The sequence below is a fragment of the Streptomyces mobaraensis genome (assembly GCF_020099395.1).
In the GTDB taxonomy this organism is placed as follows: domain Bacteria; phylum Actinomycetota; class Actinomycetes; order Streptomycetales; family Streptomycetaceae; genus Streptomyces.
In genome coordinates, this window is the sequence record NZ_CP083590.1 from 825,427 (window position 1) to 843,575 (window position 18,149).

General features: G+C 66.7%; 15 protein-coding genes and 2 pseudogenes. 8 read left to right on the forward strand and 9 right to left on the reverse strand.

Translation table 11 applies throughout. The annotated features are described in order from the left end of the window. Positions 1-87 precede the first annotated feature (87 nt). A complete protein-coding gene (locus K7I03_RS03370; protein WP_185942736.1) occupies positions 88-327 on the forward strand; it encodes a chaplin in 240 nt (79 codons plus the stop codon). 422 nt (positions 328-749) lie between these two features. Here the strand turns inward: K7I03_RS03370 and K7I03_RS03375 are convergent, their stop codons facing one another. Next, a complete protein-coding gene (locus K7I03_RS03375) occupies positions 750-1,532 on the reverse strand; it encodes a sigma-70 family RNA polymerase sigma factor (protein WP_185942735.1) in 783 nt (260 codons plus the stop codon). Between the two features lie 263 nt (positions 1,533-1,795). On the opposite strand from K7I03_RS03375, the gene K7I03_RS03380 reads away from it, so the two are divergent. Then, positions 1,796-2,551, forward strand: a complete 756-nt coding sequence (locus K7I03_RS03380; RefSeq protein ID WP_185942734.1) for a carboxylesterase family protein — start codon at positions 1,796-1,798, stop codon at positions 2,549-2,551. Here K7I03_RS03380 and panD read toward each other — a convergent pair. From panD to K7I03_RS03405, 5 genes are all read right to left on the reverse strand, one after another. Next, positions 2,548-2,967: an aspartate 1-decarboxylase gene (panD, locus tag K7I03_RS03385; protein WP_185942733.1), complete on the reverse strand. Its 420-nt coding sequence runs from the start codon at positions 2,965-2,967 to the stop codon at positions 2,548-2,550. The two genes, K7I03_RS03380 and panD, sit on opposite strands and share 4 nt — an antisense overlap. Positions 2,968-3,724: 757 nt before the next feature. Next, positions 3,725-4,738, reverse strand: a complete 1,014-nt coding sequence (locus K7I03_RS34010; protein ID WP_313772155.1) for a DUF317 domain-containing protein — start codon at positions 4,736-4,738, stop codon at positions 3,725-3,727. After that, positions 4,683-4,967 (reverse strand): hypothetical protein, encoded by a 285-nt coding sequence (locus tag K7I03_RS03395; protein ID WP_185942916.1) that lies wholly within the window; start codon positions 4,965-4,967, stop codon positions 4,683-4,685. Before K7I03_RS03395 ends, K7I03_RS34010 begins: the two co-directional genes overlap by 56 nt. A 131-nt stretch (positions 4,968-5,098) precedes the next feature. Then, positions 5,099-5,452, reverse strand: a complete 354-nt coding sequence (locus tag K7I03_RS03400; protein ID WP_185942732.1) for a DUF317 domain-containing protein — start codon at positions 5,450-5,452, stop codon at positions 5,099-5,101. Between the two features lie 677 nt (positions 5,453-6,129). Continuing rightward, on the reverse strand, positions 6,130-7,395 hold the full coding sequence (locus tag K7I03_RS03405) for an MFS transporter (RefSeq protein ID WP_185942731.1): 1,266 nt from the start codon (positions 7,393-7,395) through the stop codon (positions 6,130-6,132). A 238-nt stretch (positions 7,396-7,633) separates the two neighbouring features. On the opposite strand from K7I03_RS03405, the gene K7I03_RS03410 reads away from it, so the two are divergent. Further along, entirely contained in the window at positions 7,634-9,208 is a 1,575-nt protein-coding gene (locus K7I03_RS03410) for an IS1182 family transposase (RefSeq protein WP_185942730.1), read from the forward strand. A 51-nt stretch (positions 9,209-9,259) separates the two neighbouring features. Here K7I03_RS03410 and K7I03_RS03415 read toward each other — a convergent pair. Continuing rightward, positions 9,260-9,681: pseudogene (locus tag K7I03_RS03415) on the reverse strand (IS3-like element ISMyma3 family transposase); the annotation flags it as partial. A 141-nt stretch (positions 9,682-9,822) separates the two neighbouring features. Between K7I03_RS03415 and K7I03_RS03420 the strand changes: the two are divergent. The 3 genes from K7I03_RS03420 (at position 9,823) to K7I03_RS03430 (ending at position 12,663) form a co-directional block, all read left to right on the forward strand. After that, on the forward strand, positions 9,823-10,023 hold the full coding sequence (locus tag K7I03_RS03420; RefSeq protein ID WP_185942943.1) for a hypothetical protein: 201 nt from the start codon (positions 9,823-9,825) through the stop codon (positions 10,021-10,023). Between the two features lie 167 nt (positions 10,024-10,190). Then, complete coding sequence (locus K7I03_RS03425; RefSeq protein ID WP_185942728.1) at positions 10,191-11,435, forward strand: ATP-grasp domain-containing protein; 1,245 nt, start codon at positions 10,191-10,193, stop codon at positions 11,433-11,435. 22 nt (positions 11,436-11,457) lie between these two features. Next, positions 11,458-12,663, forward strand: a complete 1,206-nt coding sequence (locus K7I03_RS03430; RefSeq protein WP_185942727.1) for an ATP-grasp domain-containing protein — start codon at positions 11,458-11,460, stop codon at positions 12,661-12,663. Positions 12,664-13,126: 463 nt separating this feature from the next. On the opposite strand, the pseudogene K7I03_RS03435 reads toward K7I03_RS03430, so the two are convergent. Beyond that, positions 13,127-13,252, reverse strand: a pseudogene (locus K7I03_RS03435) (IS5/IS1182 family transposase); the annotation flags it as partial. A 358-nt stretch (positions 13,253-13,610) separates the two neighbouring features. Here K7I03_RS03435 and K7I03_RS03440 point away from each other — a divergent pair. Further along, the gene (locus K7I03_RS03440; RefSeq protein WP_185946275.1) at positions 13,611-14,849 is read left to right on the forward strand and encodes an ATP-grasp domain-containing protein; all 1,239 of its coding nucleotides are present in this window, start codon (positions 13,611-13,613) and stop codon (positions 14,847-14,849) included. A 697-nt stretch (positions 14,850-15,546) separates the two neighbouring features. On the opposite strand, the gene K7I03_RS03445 is transcribed toward K7I03_RS03440, so the two are convergent. Next, a complete protein-coding gene (locus K7I03_RS03445; RefSeq protein WP_224346846.1) occupies positions 15,547-15,807 on the reverse strand; it encodes a hypothetical protein in 261 nt (86 codons plus the stop codon). A gap of 288 nt (positions 15,808-16,095) precedes the next feature. Between K7I03_RS03445 and K7I03_RS03450 the strand changes: the two genes are divergently transcribed. Further along, positions 16,096-16,842 carry a transposase family protein gene (locus tag K7I03_RS03450; RefSeq protein ID WP_224346847.1) on the forward strand — a complete coding sequence of 249 codons (747 nt, stop codon included), beginning with the start codon at positions 16,096-16,098 and terminating at the stop codon, positions 16,840-16,842. Positions 16,843-18,149 lie beyond the last annotated feature (1,307 nt).

Sequence of the window (18,149 nt, forward strand, 5' to 3'; positions counted from 1 at the left end):
TGAGGCTTCACTGGCCCATTTTGGTGCATCCCCACCGGAAACCCCGGTCACAATTGACGCTCAACACCCCTTAGAAAGGCTTCAGCCATGTCGCGTATCGCCAAGGCAGTCCTCATGACCGCCGCCGCCGGCGCCGTCGTCTCCGGCGCCTCGGGCGTCGCAGTAGCCGACTCCAACGCCAATGGAGCGGCCGTGGGTTCCCCCGGCGTGATCTCCGGCAACACCATCCAGGTGCCGATCCACCTGCCGATCAACCTGTGCGGGAACTCGATCGACATCATCGCCCTGCTGAACCCCACCTTCGGCAACACCTGCGTCGCCGACTGATTTCCTCCCAGGACCGCGGTTCACCGGACCGCGACAGCGCGGGGCGGGTCACAGTCAGCCGCCGGAACCCTCCCCCGCGCACCCGTGGCGCCCATCACCCTCGTGATGGGCGCCACGCTCGTTCCCACCCCGCTTCCGCTCGGCGGGCCGGGACTGCCGCCGGGACCCGGCGCTCCCCCCGTCGTCCCCCGCGTCACCCCGCTCCCCGCGCCGCCGGGGCGCGCCGGACGGGCGCGGGCCCGATGCGCCGGGGAGGTCCGGCACCTCGACGACGGGCGGCAGGTCGGGGGTCAGGTGCGTGTGCTGTGACGTCATGGTGGTGAACCTCGTTCGATTCCGTTGCCTGCGTTGAATACCGTCGAATGCTGTTGATGCCGCTGAATGCCGTTCGATGACGTACGTGTGCCCCGGAGCCGCCCGGATCAGACGGGCGCGAGCAGTTGCCGCCGCAGGTGGGCGCAGGTGCGGCTGAGGATCCGCGAGATCTGCATCTGCGACACCCCCAGCCGGGCGCCGATCTGCTGCTGGGTGAGGTTGCCGAAGAAGTGCCAGTACAGGACCGACTTCTCGCGTTCGGGGAGCGCGTCGAGCAGCGGCCTGAGCGACTGCCGGTCGATCACCAGGTCCAGCGCGCGGTCCACCCGGCCCAGGGTGTCGGCCAGCGGCAGTTCGCCCGCGCCGTCGATGGGGTGGTCCAGGGAGAGGGTGTGATGCACCCCGTCCGCGTCGATGCCGCGCCGGACCTCCGCCTCGGTCAGTCCGGCCTCCTCGGCCAGGGCGGCCTCGGTGACGCGCGTCCCGGCGCCCTTCTGCTCCAGCCGCGACCGCGCGGCGCGGACGGCGGCCCGCAGTTCCTGGTCGCGCCGGGGGATGTGCAGCGACCACACGTGGTCGCGCACGTGCCGCTTGAGTTCGCCGTTGATGGTGGGGACGGCGAACGACTCGAAGGCGAAGCCGCGGTCCGGGTCGAACCGGTCGACGGCGCGGACCAGCGCCAGCGCCGCCACCTGCCGGAGATCGGCCGGGCTCTCGCCGCTGGACCGGTAGCGCAGGCTGATGCGCTCGGCCATGGGCAGCCACGCGGCGATCAGTTCCTGTCGCAGCCGGGTCCGCTCGGGCCCGTCGGGCAGTGCCGCGAGCCGTGCGAACAGTCCGGCCGTCGCGGGGCTCTGGCGCGTACGCCGTCGGAGAGCTGTCTCAGCCATGGTCACCGCCCTCGCTCGTACGCCACGGAGTGCTGCCGGCGGTTTCAGCATGACCCGGCCCTTCCGGATGCGCGACTCGGCGCAGCCACCCGGTCACGGACAGCGAGGCGGTGGTGGCGCGGCGGGACTGCCGTACGACCGCGGGGCGCGCGGCGGCACCACCGGCGGCCCCGGGGCCGCCCCGGCACCCGCGGAACCGGCTGGTAACGTCCGCGGGCGGCACAGGAGTCACGCCCGCCACATCTCTCACCGGAAAGGCCGTCATGCCCCCGCTCGCCGCGCCGCAGCTCCGCCCCGCCCGGACACCGCAGGGCAAGGACGTCGACGTCCACCGCCCCGAAGGGCCGGACGCCGGGCTGCCGGTGGTGCTGCTGTGGCACGGCACGAGCCCCGACGACCGGGGTGTGCTGGCTCCCCTGGCGCGGGAGGTCGCCGCGCGGGGCGCGGTCGTGGCCGTACCGGACTGGCGGGCCGACGCGCCCGACGCCGGACGGGCCGCCCTGCTCGGCTCGCTGGCGTGGTGCCGGGCGAACGCGGCGGCGTACGGCGGCGATCCGGACCGGATCGTGCTGGCCGGCTGGTCCGCCGGGGCCGCGGCGGCCCTCGGCGTCGCGCTCCGCCCGGACGTCGTCGACGGCTGGCGCCCGACGGCCGTCGTGGGCCTCGCGTCCCGCTACGACCTGCCGGCGCGGACGACGGGGACGCCGCCGCTGACGGACCTGGCCGACGCGGCCGCCGGGCCGGTCACCCCGGTGCCCGTCCGGCTGGTACACGGAACCAAGGACACCCTGATGGGCCCGGAGCACTCCCGCGAGGCCCTGACCGCGCTCACCGGCCGCGGCTGGCCGACCCGGCTGGACGAGCCGGCGGCCGACCACGCGGGTGTGATCATGGCCGAATTCGACCCGTCGACCGGCCGCTGCCGCCCGTCGGACGACGAACGGGTGCGCGCCCAGGGCCGTTTGTCCGTCCGGGCTCTGACGGATGCGGCCGGCGTACGCCCGACACTCCGCCCCTAGACGCCCGCGACCCGGTCCCCGCGCACCAGCCCCGCCCCCTCCGGCACCGCCGCCGGATCGGCCCCCAGGTCCACCACGGCGTTCCGCTCGTCGACGAACACCACCCGCGGCGCGAACGCCTTGGCCTCGGCGTCCTCCATCACCCCGTAGGCGATGAGGATCACCAGATCCCCAGGACTGACCAGCCGGGCCGCCGCCCCGTTGATCCCGATCACACCGGACCCACGCGGCCCTTCGATCACATAGGTGGACAGCCGTGCGCCGTTGTCGATGTCGACGATGTCCACCTTCTCCCCGGGCAGCAGATCGGCGGCGTCCATCAGATCGGCGTCCACGGTCACGGACCCCACGTAATGCAGGTCGGCCTGGGTGACGGTGGCGCGGTGGATCTTGGACTTCATCATGGTGCGAAACATGGAGGAACTCCCGAAGCTAGGCTCCCTGCCTGCGTTTTTGCAGGTCAAGGGCTGTTTCACCACTCTACAACGAGTCACGTGTTCGAGCAGCTTTCCCAAGGATTCACAGGACTCTTGCTGACCACTTGCTAACTTTCCCGACTCACCGTCAGGTCCGGGAAAGATCCCCTATCACTCTCCAGCCTCGTAGCTGCCGCCAGTCCGCCAGGGGATCCCATCAGAGCCCCTAGCGGTCCACGGCCAGCACTGTGCGGCCCCCGCTACGGTCGGCGAAGCCCATGAACCGACCGATTTGGACATCACCCTGCCGCATTCCACGGAAAGGCCCCGAGGCCAAACAGGTTGACCACCGGATTCGGCGGCATAGCAACGGGTCCCCGGTTAGCAAAAACCGGCTTTCTAGCGACCATTACTCACACCCGATCGATGGAGCTTGGCGGCGGCAGTAAAACCTGACATAGAAAGCTCCCGGAGCATCACGATCCCCCTCGAAGTCAGACTTCGGCCAAATTCCAAGGAATGGAAACCATGACACCACAATCGAACACCAGCGAAACACACTACGAAACCAACCTGCCGCACAGGCGCCGTCCGATCGAACCGATACCCATGGACACGTCCGAGGTGGTGCTCATGCTCAGCATGTCCCCAAGCTGGGCATACAGGGAAGCGTAAAAGCTCGGACTAAAGGGCTACAAGCTCGGGCGAGGAAGAAATTCCAAGGTGCTCTACAAGAGGGCCGAGGTATTTCAGTATTTCAAGTGGCTGGAGCAGCAGAAGATCCACTAGGGAAATGTCCACTTTCACGCGATGGCACAACTTCAGCGATTCCCAACCACCTGACCGGGGTCCATCGCCGACTGGACGGAATTTTCAGAGCGGCGACACGCCGATGTGGCTGCGCTGCCGCGCCGGCCACGAGACGCTCGAACCCCGGCTCGACGCGGCCTGGTACAACCGCAACTCCGGCCCGATCGACCGGTGGCACCCCACCCTCGAAGACGGCCTCAAGCACCTCGGCCACTGACCCCCGTTCGCCGGCCCTACGACGGTCCGGCGCGCGGCCAGCCCACCCCACCAACTCCGGGGGTCCGTATATGCGCCTTCCCAGCACCGGTTCCGCCCATGCCTGCCAGCCGGCCAGATCCGGGCGGGGGTCGGCGTCGTGGACGAGGTCGGGCAGCGGCTCAAGGGAGACGCTGGAGGTGAAGGCCGGGTCCATGGCGGTGGTGGCGGGCCGGTCGATGTCGCGGATCCACCCTTGGGCGGTCAGCGCGGCGAGGACCGTCTCGGGCTCGTCGAAGCCGGTGTCGGGTTCGGACCGGGCGTCGAGCGCGAAGAGGAAGTCGGCTATCGCCTCGTGCGGGGTGCCGGTGGTGAAGTAGGCGTTCCACGCGGTCATGGCGCTGGCGGGGTGGGCGCGGGCGGAGATCTGCCAGGCCACGGGCAGCCCTCCGAGTTCGAAGGGGTAGCTGGCCAGGATCCATTCAGCGCCGCGGAGTTGGTCCGGGCTGAGGTAGAGCAGGGTGTCGCGGGCGGTGGGCCAGTTCTTCCAGCCGGCGCTGGTGAGGTGGGTGCCGATCTGCTCGGCAAGGCGGCCGTCGTCGCCGGCGAGGTGGCGGGGGCTGACCCAGTAGGCCGGTTCCGCGGAAGCGGGGGTGGGCGAGTCCGAGGAGGGGGGCGGGTTCAGGGGCGCCTCCGGAAGGTCAGGAAGTTCACTGGCCGTTGTCGGCGAGAGGGATCGTGCCGCGTCGTCTGCGCCGCGGAGCATCGACGGGTTCCTGCCAGGTGAGCCGGACAGCGAGGTCAGGCGGGAGGTGCCCTTGCTGTTCTCCATCGGCGCCCTCGGCGATAAAGATCACCGGCTCTCCGCTCTCGTTCCGGGCTTCGACGACCTGGGCGACTGGGTGGGCCATCGGGAAGAAGGGGTTGACGGCCAGGCGGAACGTCGCCGAGCGGTCACATGCGGACAAGCGGTCGATCAGCTCGCCGACCGTCATCTGCGGGGTGTGCGGGTCCAACTCGTTGCTCCCTGCGTGCAGGTCCTGGATAAGGCCGGCACGGGCATGCGCCCCCGCGCGAACGTGCCGCGGGATTACGGCAGCAACTCGTGGAGGTGGCGCGGTTGCCCTCACGATGGACGGGACGTGGCCAGGACGCAAGCCACGGTGGCGGCGACGACTTCGGCGGGGGTCTCCATGTCGAAGGAGACGTGGTAACCGGGCGTCTGGGCAGTCCCGGTGACGGACAGCCTCCAGCCCTCGCCTTCGGTGTCGGGGCGGCCGGCGGGGAACCAGCCGAAGTAGAAGCGGCCGTCCTTACTGCCGATGTGGACATCAGCGCGATCGTCCACGATCAGATTGAAGTCCTCCGTCCCGAACTGATCCGTCTCGAGCTCCGGCTGTCCGGGGCCCAGCCGCCACTGGCGCAGTCGCAACGCGCCGACGGTCGTCGAGAATCCGGAACGGGCTACATCCACGGTCACGGCGCAATCACCTATCTGACCCGCGGTTTTCTGCGAAGGCGTCTACGTTGACATGTCATGCGAGCCTTGGCCAGACGTTTCCCGATCTTTCCTGTCTGCCCCAGGCGAACTGACAGCAGCCGCTCTGTTATAGGTTCTCAATAACCGCGCCATATTCTCAGCGCCGACTACATATCTGGGCCGCATATGGCGCCATGCTGAGACACGCAGGTTCAGAGCCCCCACTCGTTCGAGTGAGGAAAGCTGGTCGCCTCACCTCCCAGGCCCGGAGGCGAGCATCGTGGCTGGACAGGGACTTCACCCTGCCTGGGGGTTCGCCGTGGACAGGATCGCCGTAACAGTCAGCTTGCGCTTCCGGACGGCGAGATCGTCGAACATCTCCCGTGGACAGCAGTTTCTGCCGACCTGCTGAGGTCTGCGACTCCGTGGCGAACGATTCGCTGGTACCGGGGCCAAGAGCGACTACGCAGGAAGCTACTGGTCAGCAACCATGCGTGACCATGTGAGCTACGAGTCACGACTGGAACTGGCGAGGCTCCTCTTCGCTGGCTCTGATCCCTTCGTGCACGCCATCGTGGCCCAGCCGTTCCTTTGAAGGCCATGGTCGAGGCAAAGCTCCGCAAGCACGTCCCGGACTACCTGCTGGTGACCGGGGAGGGGGCTGACGGTCGTAGGTGTCAAGCCTCCGACACCCGAGCGTCATGCCCTGACTCCGGGCCTGAGAAGGCATCCTCCACGGCCGCGAGTTCTTGCTGGGTCCGCGGGGTGAAGGTGCGCAGGAACGGGAGGACGACCACCATGGTGGCGAGCGCGAAGATCGCGAAGGAGACACGGTGTCCGAGAGTCTGTGCGAGCATGCCCGCCAGTGCGGACCCCAGTGGCAAGGAACCCCAGCTGAACAGGCGCGATGCCGCGCTGTAGCGGCCCATCATGCCCGTGCCTACCAGGGTCTGGCTTATTACGCGGCTGTTGACGACCCAGAGGGTACCGCCCATACCTCCGAGGAACGCCCCTACTCCCGCCGCCCAGGCATTCGAGGTCACCGCCGGAATGGCAACCATCGAGCAGGTCAAAAAGACGTTGCTGAACATGACTCTGCGGCGACCGAACCGACGGTTCAGCGTGTTGACAGCGACAGTGCCGATCAGCCCGCCGAAGCCGAGCGCTCCGACCAGAGTGCCGTATCCAGTCGGGCTGAGGCCCCACTCCTGTGTCGCAACAAGTGGCATGAGCGCGAACCAGGCCGCCCAACACATGACGAGGATGGTGACCGTGAACGCGAAGAGGCGCAACAGCCGTTGGCCCCACAGGAACCGCAGTCCTTCCGCTGCCTCCCTGTTCACTGAGGACACCGCGTCGGCGGGGTGTGCCACCTTGAAGTGACCCACCAGGAGCGGCAATACGGCCATGCCAGCCAGGTAGCCGCCTGCGGAGGCCCCGAGCGCGACCGAGACACTTGCCGCAGCCAACACCCCCCCGACGAACGGCCCCGCGAGTTCGTTGCAGAGCGTCTCGGCCCCAGCCACCCAGGCATTGGCACGGTCACGTTCCGACGGCGGCACGGCATCCGGGATGATCGCCGCGGCCGAGGTCAGCGCGATTACTTCCGCGACACCGAGGGTGACGGCCGCGAGGTAGAGCATGGGCAGCGTCAGCGCGTCGGCGCCGACTGCGACCAGCAGGCAGAACACGGTTGCGATCCGCATGCCGTTCGCCGCCCACAGCAACTTGCGTCGGTCCGCGCGATCGACCAGTACGCCAACGTGCAAGGCGACCAGCAACCAGGGCAGCGTCAACGCTGTCAACACGCCCGACAGTAGAACTGGAGAAGCGGTCAACGAGGTGGCCATCAGGGGGAGCGTCACTTTTGTGATGCCGTCGGTCAGGTTCGTGACTGACGTGAAGGAGGTCAAAACCCAAGTGTTGCGTAAGACTCGCGTCACTGTACCCCTCGCTCAAGCCGACCATTCTGGCATGACCACGGAAAGATAAGAACATGTCTACCATTCGAAATCACGGGACTTCACGTCGCCGAGCTCCCGACAGTGGATCTCGCAGGCCCGCTGCGATGACAACGCGCGCCCCGGCCGGAGCAGGCCGCTAGAAGACTGATGAAAATCTTGGGTTCTGGCCCCGCCGTGTGAGCGGTGGGGCCAGACTCGTTGGTGTGGTGATAGGGGAATGGGGTGGGGATGCAGTCGGGCACGATGTGTGGGAGTCGGCCGGGAGTTGATCCGGGAGGGGAGCGTGTTCGCGTTCCTGGCGGAGCATCGCGGTGCGTTGTTCCCTGCGGAGGTGTTCGCGGACATGTATCCGTCGGCCAACGGCAGGCCGTCCATGCCGCCGCAGATCCTGGCCTCGGTGATCACGTTGCAGGCCCTGCACGGGCTGTCGGACTTCAAGACGGTCCAGGAGCTGCGATGTGACCTGCGGTGGAAGGCCGCGTGCGGGCTGGGCCTACACGACACCGCCTTCGACCCGTCGCTGCTGGCCTACTTCCGGCGCCGGCTGGCCCGCTCATCCCGGCCGAATCGCGTCTTCGAGACGGTGCGGGAGGTCGTGAAGGCCACCGGGGTGCTCAGGGGCAGGCACCGTCGGGCCCTGGACTCCACGGTGCTGGACGACGCGGTGGCCACCCAGGACACCGTCACCCAGCTCATCGCCGCCCTTCGCACGGTCATCCGCGAAGTTCCCGGCGCCGCCGACGTGGCAAGGGCCCGTTGCACCGCGCACGACTACAGCGATCCGGGCAAACCCCGTATCGCCTGGAACGACGAGCAGGCCAGGGCCAGTCTCGTCGACGCGCTGGTCACGGACACGCTCAATGTGCTGGGACAGCTGCCCGAGCAGAAGCTGGGCGAGCAAGCGGCGAACGCGGTCGGCATCCTGGCCCTGGTCGCCGGGCAGGACGTCGAACCCGCCGATGCCTCCGACGGGCGTGACGGACGCTGGCGCGTCACCCGGGGCACCGCGCACGACCGGATGATCTCCACCGTCGACCCCGAATCCCGGCACGTGCACAAGACCCGCACCCACCAGCAGAACGGCTACAAAGCCCACCTGGCCATCGAGCCCGAGACCTGCCTGATCACCGCGGTCACCCTCACCCCGGGCACCGGGCCCGGGCACCACGAGGCCGCCGTCGGCCTTGACCTGCTCGCCGACGAGACCACCGGGCTCGACGTCTTCGGTGACACCGCCTACTCCACCGGCGACGCCCGCCACGCACTCAGCCAGGCCGGTCACCGGCTGTTCCTCAAACCCGCCCCGCTGCGGTCGGCCGTCCCCGGCGGCTTCACCCCTCACGACTTCACCATCGACACCACCACCGCCGCCACCGTGACCTGCCCTCAAGGGCACACCGTGCCCCTCTCGGCCCCCGCCGGACAACACCGTCAGCACATCGCCGCCTTCAAGGATCTGTACACCGGATGCCCCCTGCGCGAACGGTGCACCACAGCCAAGATCGGGCGCACGAATACCATCCGCCCGCACCACGACCACCTGGCCGCCGCCCGTCACCAAGCCACCAACGACCCCGACTGGCAAGCCGACTACCGCCACTGGAGACCACCGGTCGAACGCGCCGTCGCCTGGCTCGTCCACCACGGCAACCGCAAACCCCGCTATCGCGGCACGATCGCCAACAACACCTGGCTCCACACCCGGGCAGCCGCCCTCAACCTTCGCCACCTCATCACCCTCGGGCTCACCCGCACTGCAGACACCTGGCACCTCGCACCAGCCACCGCATAACCCAGGGGCTGCCCGGCCCATGCCAGGCAGCCCCAGCAAGTTCTTCGCCGCGTAATAGGTGCTCGTTGTGATCTTCAGTCCGTGGCTGGTCAGGACACGGAAGATTGGCTCGACTCCGAACACCTGGCGGTGTGGGTCGATGAACGCTACGGGCGTTTCGACGGCCGGTCGAGCTCGGCCGCGAAGAAGGCCGACGCTGCTTTCAAGATTTCGTTGGCCCGCCGCAGTTCGGCGTTCTCGGTCCGCAGCCGCTTGATCTCCGCGGCCTCCTCGGACGTGACGCCGGGCCGCTGGCCGGCGTCGACCTCGGCCTTGCGGACCCAGGTCCGCACCGTCTCAGCCGCACCGATGCCCAGCTTGGCTGCGACCGCCTTCATAGTGGCCCACTCGGTCGGGTAGTTGGGACGAATCTCCGCGACCATGCGTACCGTGCGCTCACGAAGCTCGGGTGGGTAGAGGGACGGACGTGCCATGACTCGATCCTCTCAGAGAATCGAGCCTCCATCAGACCCGGAGCGGTTCATCCGGCTCTGTGCCGTGTCGTGCAGGGGCAGATTGCGCAGACCGGTGGCGCGTGCGCCTCGGGTGCGGTCCTCGCAGTGGGACCGCCTGCAGTGACGCAGTTCAAGGTCGGCGAACGGCCTTTGATAGACGCGGTCGAGCGGCTTGCCGTGCGCGGTGCCCCGGCGATCGGCGCAGCCGGTGGCTACGGTGTCGCTCTGGTCATTCAGCAGGCGGCACGTTCGGACTCGTATACGCCGCGATTCCGCGAAGAGGCGATGCAAGTGGCCCTGAAGTCTGGGAACTTGAGTTGAACCCCGACAATTCCGACAGCCTCTATGAGCACCGGAGCATTCATGCCCAGCTCACCGGCCGGGACGTTGCGGTCGGCCTGGGCCGCTATAGTCCCGCTGAGCCTGCGGGCAGGTAGTCCACAGGACCTCATCAGTGGCGCCACAAGGCAGACCGGCAGGGTGAGGCCATGGATACCCGCTGCGTCGTCATCGTAGATGACTACGGCCCGACCCGCCGGCACGCACCCCACTTCCAGGAAGCGGGGTTCGAGTGCGTAAGGGTTCAGAGCACACCCGAAGTGCCGGCCGTCTACAGGTCCGCGCTGAACCTGGACGGCTACGTCGCCAATATGGTGCACAGTGGTTCACTCGACCGGACGCTGCGTCAGCTGGAGCCCTTCCGTCCGGTCGCGGTGGTGGCGGGAAGCGAGATCGGCGTCGAGCTTGCCGATGCGCTGAGCGAGGCACTGGGCGTGGCCACCAACGGCACCCGACTCAGCAGTGCCCGCCGTGACAAGTTCCTCATGATCGAGGCAATTGCGGCGGCAGGACTCCGTGCCGCCGCACAGCTGCTGGTCACGTCGGAAGAGGAATTGCGCGGCTGGCACAAGAGGGTAGGCGGACGGATCGTTCTCAAACCTGTACGCAGCGCGGCAGGCGATGGGGTCCACTTCTGTGCTTCCCCGGACGAATCCATTGCCGCCTACCGGAAAATCATGGGAAAAACGAATATCTTCTCCCAGCGCAATTCCGGCGTTGTCGCTCAAGAATATCTGGTCGGCGCCGAGTACATCGTAAATACGGTCAGCAGTGCGGGACGCCATCACGTGTGCGATATCTGGCAGACGGTCCGTATCGACGTCAACGGCATGCGTGACGCCTTGTCCGGCCTATATGTCATTCCGCGCGAGGGCGACATCCAGGACCGGCTGGTCGCCTACGCCACTCAGGCTCTCGACGCACTCGGCATTGCGTACGGCCCAGCCCATATCGAGATCAAGATGACTCCTGCGGGCCCGCGCCTGGTCGAACTGGGTGCGAGGGCCGGTGGAAGTGACAATCCCTACTACTCAGAGCTAGCGACCGGCGAGTCGCAGGTGACGTGGACCGTCGATGCCTACACCGATCCGGAACGCTTTGCGAGGCGTCATCACGAGCATTACACCGTCCAGCAATGCGTGGCAGGGCATGTCATGCTCTCGCCATATAGCGGAACCCTGCGCTCGTACCCCTACCTCGATGCCGTCAAGAGGCTGGAGAGTCTGCACGACATTCGAATGCCCATCTCGGAAGGTGATGCCATTATGCCGAGCAGGGGCGGTGTCCGGCACCCGATGCTTGTGAGTCTCGCGCATCCGATAGAAGAGATAGTCCTGCGCGACATGGAGACACTCCGATATCTGGACGGGTACGCATTCTATGACGTCGCGTGACGCGATATCGAGGGGGGCCACCATGGCTCAGCCGCACATCGTCATCATTCATCGCTGGCGTGACAACTATGCGGAGTACGCGAAATACCTGGACCACAACAGCTATGCGGTCACCTACATCTCGACCAAGGTGGGCCTCTCATCGATACCAGACGATGCGACGGCGGTGTCCGTTGTCGAACGCACCGACGACCTACGGGAGGTCCGCTCGACGATACAGTCCCACATCGCCTCCTGCGGCCCGCCTGTGGGTGTTGTGGCACTCAAGGAGGACGACCTCCTCACGGCCGCACGGCTCCGCGAGGAGCTGGGCTGCCCGGGGCCCCGGCACGCGGATCTCCTGCTGTTTCGCGACAAGTACCTGATGTGCGAAGCAGCAAGGCGGGCAGGCCTGGCGACGCCCCCTTGTGAGCCCGTGGAGGGTCCCGGGGGCGTGCGACTGTTCGGCGACGCACACGGATGGCCCGTCGTGGTCAAGCCGCGCGTATCGAGCAGCAGCGAAGGCGTCGTGATCGTCGGTAGCCCGCAGCAGGCTGGGGACATAGATTTCTTCGATGGCCGCCCTCGACTCGTCCAGGCATTCGACAACCGGCCCATATTCCATGTCGATGGAGTCTTCACCGGCAGCAAACTCGGCCCGTGGAAGGCATCCCGCTACCTCAACAACTGCCTTGACTTCCGCGGCGGCCTCATGCTCGGTTCGGTGGAGCAGGACGACCCGGAGACCGTGACCACCATCGGCAAGTTCGCCGCGCGGTTACTGGAGACGCTGGCGGCCGGACCCTCGGTCTTCCACCTTGAGGTCTTCTTCGCTGATGGGGAATGCGCGCTGCTGGAGACAGCCGCCCGGGTCGGCGGCGCCGAGATCCCGTTCCTCTGGCGAGAAGTCCACGGCTTCGACCTGATGAGGGCGGCATGCGACATCCAGCTGGGCCGGGATCCCCGCACCGACGGCGGCGTGGGCTCCGACGAAGTCGCCGGCTGGCTGCTCGCCCCGGCCCCGATCGAGCGACCCTGCCTGATCACCGAGGTCACGTCCATGACCGGCAGCGGGGCTGCACCCTACGCCGAGGTCATTCCCAGCGTCGGGGATGTGCTGCCGACCGCGGACTCGTACTACGAACACGTTGGCGGTCGATTCCGCTTTCGAGGCACCACGGCCAAGGAAGTGGAGGCATCTGTGACCGAGACCGCCCGCGCCTTCCGTGTCCGTGGCAGGCCCATGTGACAGACACAGGAGGCCGGGGCATGCAAGCAGTGATGTTCGACTGTGACAGCGTCCTGGTCGACGTCAGGGCGGTTGCAGGTTCCGGGGTCGTGCGGCTGGTGAGGTTGTGACCGGTTGGGGCGCATAGCAGAGCAGGCACGGGCTTCTTCTCCCGTCCCTGCCGTGCCGGTGAAACTGGGGCCGCTGGACACCGGGCGGATCGCCGGCCTGTGCCCCTGCTTCGACTCGATGCCCGACCCGCGCGCACGGTGGGGCCGGCGGCACGCCGTGCCTTCGCTGTGTCGTTCCCGCGCCTGACCGTTCCGTACGCGCAGTTCACTACCAGGCTCAACCACACGCTGGAGCGCATCGAGCCGGCACCGGCCGGACGGGCTGGCGCCCGACTGGCGGCCCAACCATGCCTCGGTGCTGGGCGGATGACCCTGCTGCGCCGGTCCGGTGCCCCTGGTTCAGTGAACCTCTCTCATCCTGAATAGCCGCAGGTGAGAAGGGTATGGCTGATGCGGTTGGTCGAGCAACGCGCTCGGCGGAGGATGCGCCAGGTTTTCAGCCGGGCGAATGCGCGTTCGCCCGGGGCTCGCAGGCGGGCGTGGATCAGCCACGAGACATGCTCAGCCAGCTCGTACGGCACATCAAGCATGGAAGAATACGGAACCATGCGAGGCTCCTCGGACGGTAGCGCGGTGCGTGAGAACACCAGCGCGACGACCAGGAGCCTCGTGCCGCCCCCTCCGGCCAGCCTCTTTCACCCTCCCGCGACAGGATGAAAGACGTTCAGCGACCCTCCGCGACCGCTCCCCAAGATCTGTGCAAAAGCCTAAACGGAACCGCCGTAGCCAACTTACCGGTGAGTCTTGAGCGCTGCTCTTACCAGGGACGCCACGGACCACAGGCGATCCAAAGCGACGGGTCAGTGACACTACAGCAAGTACTGCGAGGGTCTAGCTGTGAAAAATATTGTCATCGTTGACGCATACGCACCCACACGGCGGTTGGCACCACATTTTCGCGACGCGGGTTTTTCCTGCGTCAGAGTGCAGAGCAGTGCGAACGTCCCAGCGGTCTACAGGTCGCCGTTCGTTCTCGATGACTTCGCTGAGAACATCGTGCACTCCGGTTCGCTGCACGAGACGCTGAGCAAGCTGGCCGCTTTTCGACCCGTTGCGGTGATCGCCGGCGGTGAGACAGGGGTGGAACTGGCTGACGCCTTGAGCGAGGGTCTCGGCCTTCTGAGCAACGGAACCCGGCTGAGCGCAGCTCGGCGGGACAAGTACACCATGATCGAAACGGTGAGGGCCGCCGGACTCCGCGCCGCCACACAGCTACTCATCAGGTCGAAGGGGCAGCTGCAACGTTGGCATGAACAGATCGGCGGAAGGATCGTTGTCAAGCCCGTTCGCAGCGCCGCCAACGACGGTGTCCACTTCTGTGACTCCCCGGAAGAGGCGGTAGCCGCCTACGAGGAACTCCTTGGCAAGGAAAACGTATTCTCGGAGAGCAACGAAGCGGTCGTAGCGCAAGAGTATCTGGTCGGCACTGAATACTTTCTCAACACAGTCAGCTGTGCCGGACAGATGCATGTCTGCGACATATGGCGGACTGTCCGCGCTGATGTGAACGGGATACCGGATCTACTTTCAGGTTTCTATATCATCCCCTTTGAGGGTGCTATCCAGCAAGAGCTCGTATCCTACGCGGCGGCGGTGCTCGACGCACTCGAGATCCAGTACGGTCCCGCGCACATCGAGATCAAGATGACTCCTGCCGGTCCCTGTCTCGTCGAAGTTGGCGCCCGGATCGGCGGCGCGGACAGTCCCTACTACGCGGAGTTGGCCACCGGGGAGTCACAGCTGAACTGGAATGTCGACGCGTACATCAACCCAGAACGGTTCGACGACCGGTGCTCCGATCCCTACCGGATCCGGCAGCACTTCGCATCGGTCGTCATGCTGTCACCCCGCAAAGGCACACTGCGCTCCTATCCCTTCATGAGCAACGTCAAACAGCTGGAAAGCCTCCATGACATTCGTGTTTCGGTTCAGCCGGGCGATCCGATCACGTACAGCGTTGATGACACCACCTCGCCTATGAGCGTGAACCTCAGACATCCGGCCGAAGGGGTCGTCATGCGAGACATGGCAACTCTTCGTTATTTAGACGGGCCGGCGTTCTACGACGTCGTGTGAGGGCGTTGTGGCAATGGGGGTCCCTGTTCGATGAGCAGGGGCCCCTTCGTGTGCGGAACGTGATCGCGGAAGGGTAAGGGGCGGGCAACGGACGGTCAGCCTTCCTTCTCGTGGACCGGTTCGCGCGGGAGGTGCAAGGGGAGCACGGTGCCGCGGACACAGCGAGCTCCAGCCGCCGCAGCGTATTGCCGTGGTGCAGTGCGGCAATCGCGGTGGCGGCTGCGTCCAGGCGGCGCTTGAGAGTGGTGCACGCGCGGGTCTCCTCGGTGAGCTTGCGCCGCAGCTCGCGGATCTCCTCATTCCGGCGGGCTCTCCGGGGGTTGCGCTGCCGTGCCAGGGCCTGGACAAGTTTCCGCAACCTTGCCATCGGCATGCTGAAAACCCTCGGAGCCGACAACATCGCCAAGACCACAGGGTCGCCATGGCCTGTGGTGCGGCCCCGGCATGGACGGTGGAGGCGTCGTCGGCGAAAGGTGACATCCCTGATGTGGTGCGAGGAGTTCTCCCCCCTGCCCGTGAATCGCGGCGGCCAGGTCGGCGTGCCCGGCTTGGTGGGCGTCGAGGCTGGTGACGGCGCAGACACTCTCACGGGCCTCGCGCTTACCGGTCTGCTTGCGGCGGCGGTGGACGCGGATGGCCAGGCGGACGTGGGGAAAGGCGATTCCGCCGAGTTCGTCGGCGATCCCGCAGATCTTGGTCAAGCGGGACTCGCGGCGTCCATGGCCGGTCCCGGAGGCCTTAGGCTGGACTGCGATGGACTGCTGCGGCAGGACGGCGAGTTGGCGTAGGTGGTGGGCTGGTTGGTCTTGATCACTGCGATGTAGTGGGCGTCCTTGGTTTCGACCAGCCAGGAGATGTTCGACTTGGCCGAGTGCAGGGCGTCGAAGGTGATGACGGAGCCGGTCAGATCCGGCGGTGCCAGCAGCGGCCGAAAGGGTGCGGTTTCGTGCATCTTCACGCCGACCTCCACCTGGGCGAGGGTCACTACGGTGCCTGAGTGACCGCGGAGAGCAGGTGCCGACGCGGGCTGATCCCTTGAGTACCTTGCCGTCGACAGCGATCGAGCGCGGCCGCCCGACGCGGACGGCGCCTGGGTGGGTTCGGTGGCGGCGCACCCCGATGACTGAACGTCTTTCATCCTGTCGCGGGAGGGTGAAAGAGGCTGGCCGGAGGGGGTAACGGCACGAGGCTCCTGGTCGTCGCGCTGGTGTTCTCACGCACCGCGCTACCGTCCGAGGAGCCTCGCATGGTTCCGTATTCTTCCATGCTTGATGTGCCGTACGAGCTGGCTGAGCATGTCTCGTGGCTGATCCATGCCCGTCGGCGGGAACTCGGCACCCGGTGGCGACGGCTGTGCTGCTTCAAGCAGGCCCTCCTCGCTCTGGCCCATCTACGGAAGAACGAGACGATCGCGCAGGTCGGGGCCGGTTCCGGGGTATCGGAAAGCACGGCCTGGCGGTACGTCGACGAGACGCTTGAGGTCCTGGCCGCGTGGGCCCCGGGCCTGCGCGCAGCCCTGACCGGGCTGGGTGAGGGAGACTTCGTCGTCGTTGACGGCACCCTGATCCCCACGGACCGGATCGCCGCCGACGGGCCGTACTACTCGCAGAAGCATAAGCGGCACGGAATGAACGTTCAGGCCGTCGCGACACCGGACGGCACACCGCTGTGGTTCTCCCGCGCCCTGCCCAGCCCTACCCATGATTCGGCCGCGGCCCGGGCCCACGGCATCGTCGAGGCCTGCCTGACCAGGGAAATCCTCGTCCTGGCCGACCGGGCCTACCAGGGCGCCGACGCCACTGTCCACACCCCGTACTACCACCACCCCAAACAGCCGGCCCAGTACCAGCAGTTCAACCGCGACCACGCCCGCCTGCGAGCCCCGGGCGAACGCGCATTCGCCCGGCTGAAAACCTGGCGCATCCTCCGCCGAGCGCGTTGCTCGACCAACCGCATCAGCCATACCCTTCTCACCTGCGGCTATTCAGGATGAGAGAGGTTCACTGAACCAGGGGCACCGGACCGGCGCAGCAGGGTCATCCGCCCAGCACCGAGGCATGGTTGGGCCGCCAGTCGGGCGCCAGCCCGTCCGGCCGGTGCCGGCTCGATGCGCTCCAGCGTGTGGTTGAGCCTGGTAGTGAACTGCGCGTACGGAACGGTCAGGCGCGGGAACGACACAGCGAAGGCACGGCGTGCCGCCGGCCCCACCGTGCGCGCGGGTCCGGGCATCGAGTCGAAGCAGGGGCACAGGCCGGCGATCCGCCCGGTGTCCAGCGGCCCCAGTTTCACCGGCACGGCAGGGACGGGAGAAGAAGCCCGTGCCTGCTCTGCTATGCGCCCCAACCGGTCACAACCTCACCAGCCGCACGACCCCGGAACCTGCAACCGCCCCGACCTCACACCCCATGAGACCCGCCAGCGTCACCACGGAACGAAACCAGCTCACGCCCTCGTCGCGTGACCGAGACATGTCCAAGATCACGGGGAAGCTTCAGCTCAACATTTCCCCAGGTCAAGCCACGAAGTGCTGCCGGAGTACTGAGAACGTCAGCATCAGGCCACACAGCCTTCTCCAGGAAAGTCCAAATAACGCCCCTGCCCATCACCGACCTTGCGGAGAAACTCATGTATTAAGCGCGCGCCACCACGGCATATGCGAGCGGCAACGTCCGAAGATGGCATACGGCACGGCGAAATCGCGCCGTCGATCGAGGGCGTCTGTTTGGGGCAAACATCACTAGGAGCGGGCGTGAGCCTGAACTAGGCTAAAGATCAAATATCTCACGGGGGAGGCATCCGTGGTTGTTCGTTTACTGAAGTAAGCTCTTTTTGCGGGCGCTCTGAGCGCAATACTGAGAATGGTTTACCGCGCCGCGCCATCGAGGCGGGTCACTCGGCATTTCGACCGGTATCGGTGGAGTTGTGGCTCTCATCGAGGCGCTCGGACCGGGCCGACTGTGCCGGGCAAGGACTCGATCACCCCCCCTACCTCCACACTCACGTACGACACGAGGGTGGCCAGAACCCGGCCGTGACGCGCCGGATGGAGACGCCACTCGGCCGGATCGCAGGCGTCGCTGCTCGACAGAACCCTCGAGGCAGGGCGCGGACCAGGGGTGGGCGTTCTCGTAACCGTATTGCGGGCGACCCCCCTGGCGCCGTATGAGCGAGTTGGAAGTCAAGCGTGTACAACGTTCTCCACCTTTCGACTCGGCTGAGTCGCGGCTGAGTCCGCCCTCCTCTTCTCTTACCACCCTTCCAGTCAAGGAACGGGGGTTCACCGTGCTCCGGCGGAAGCGC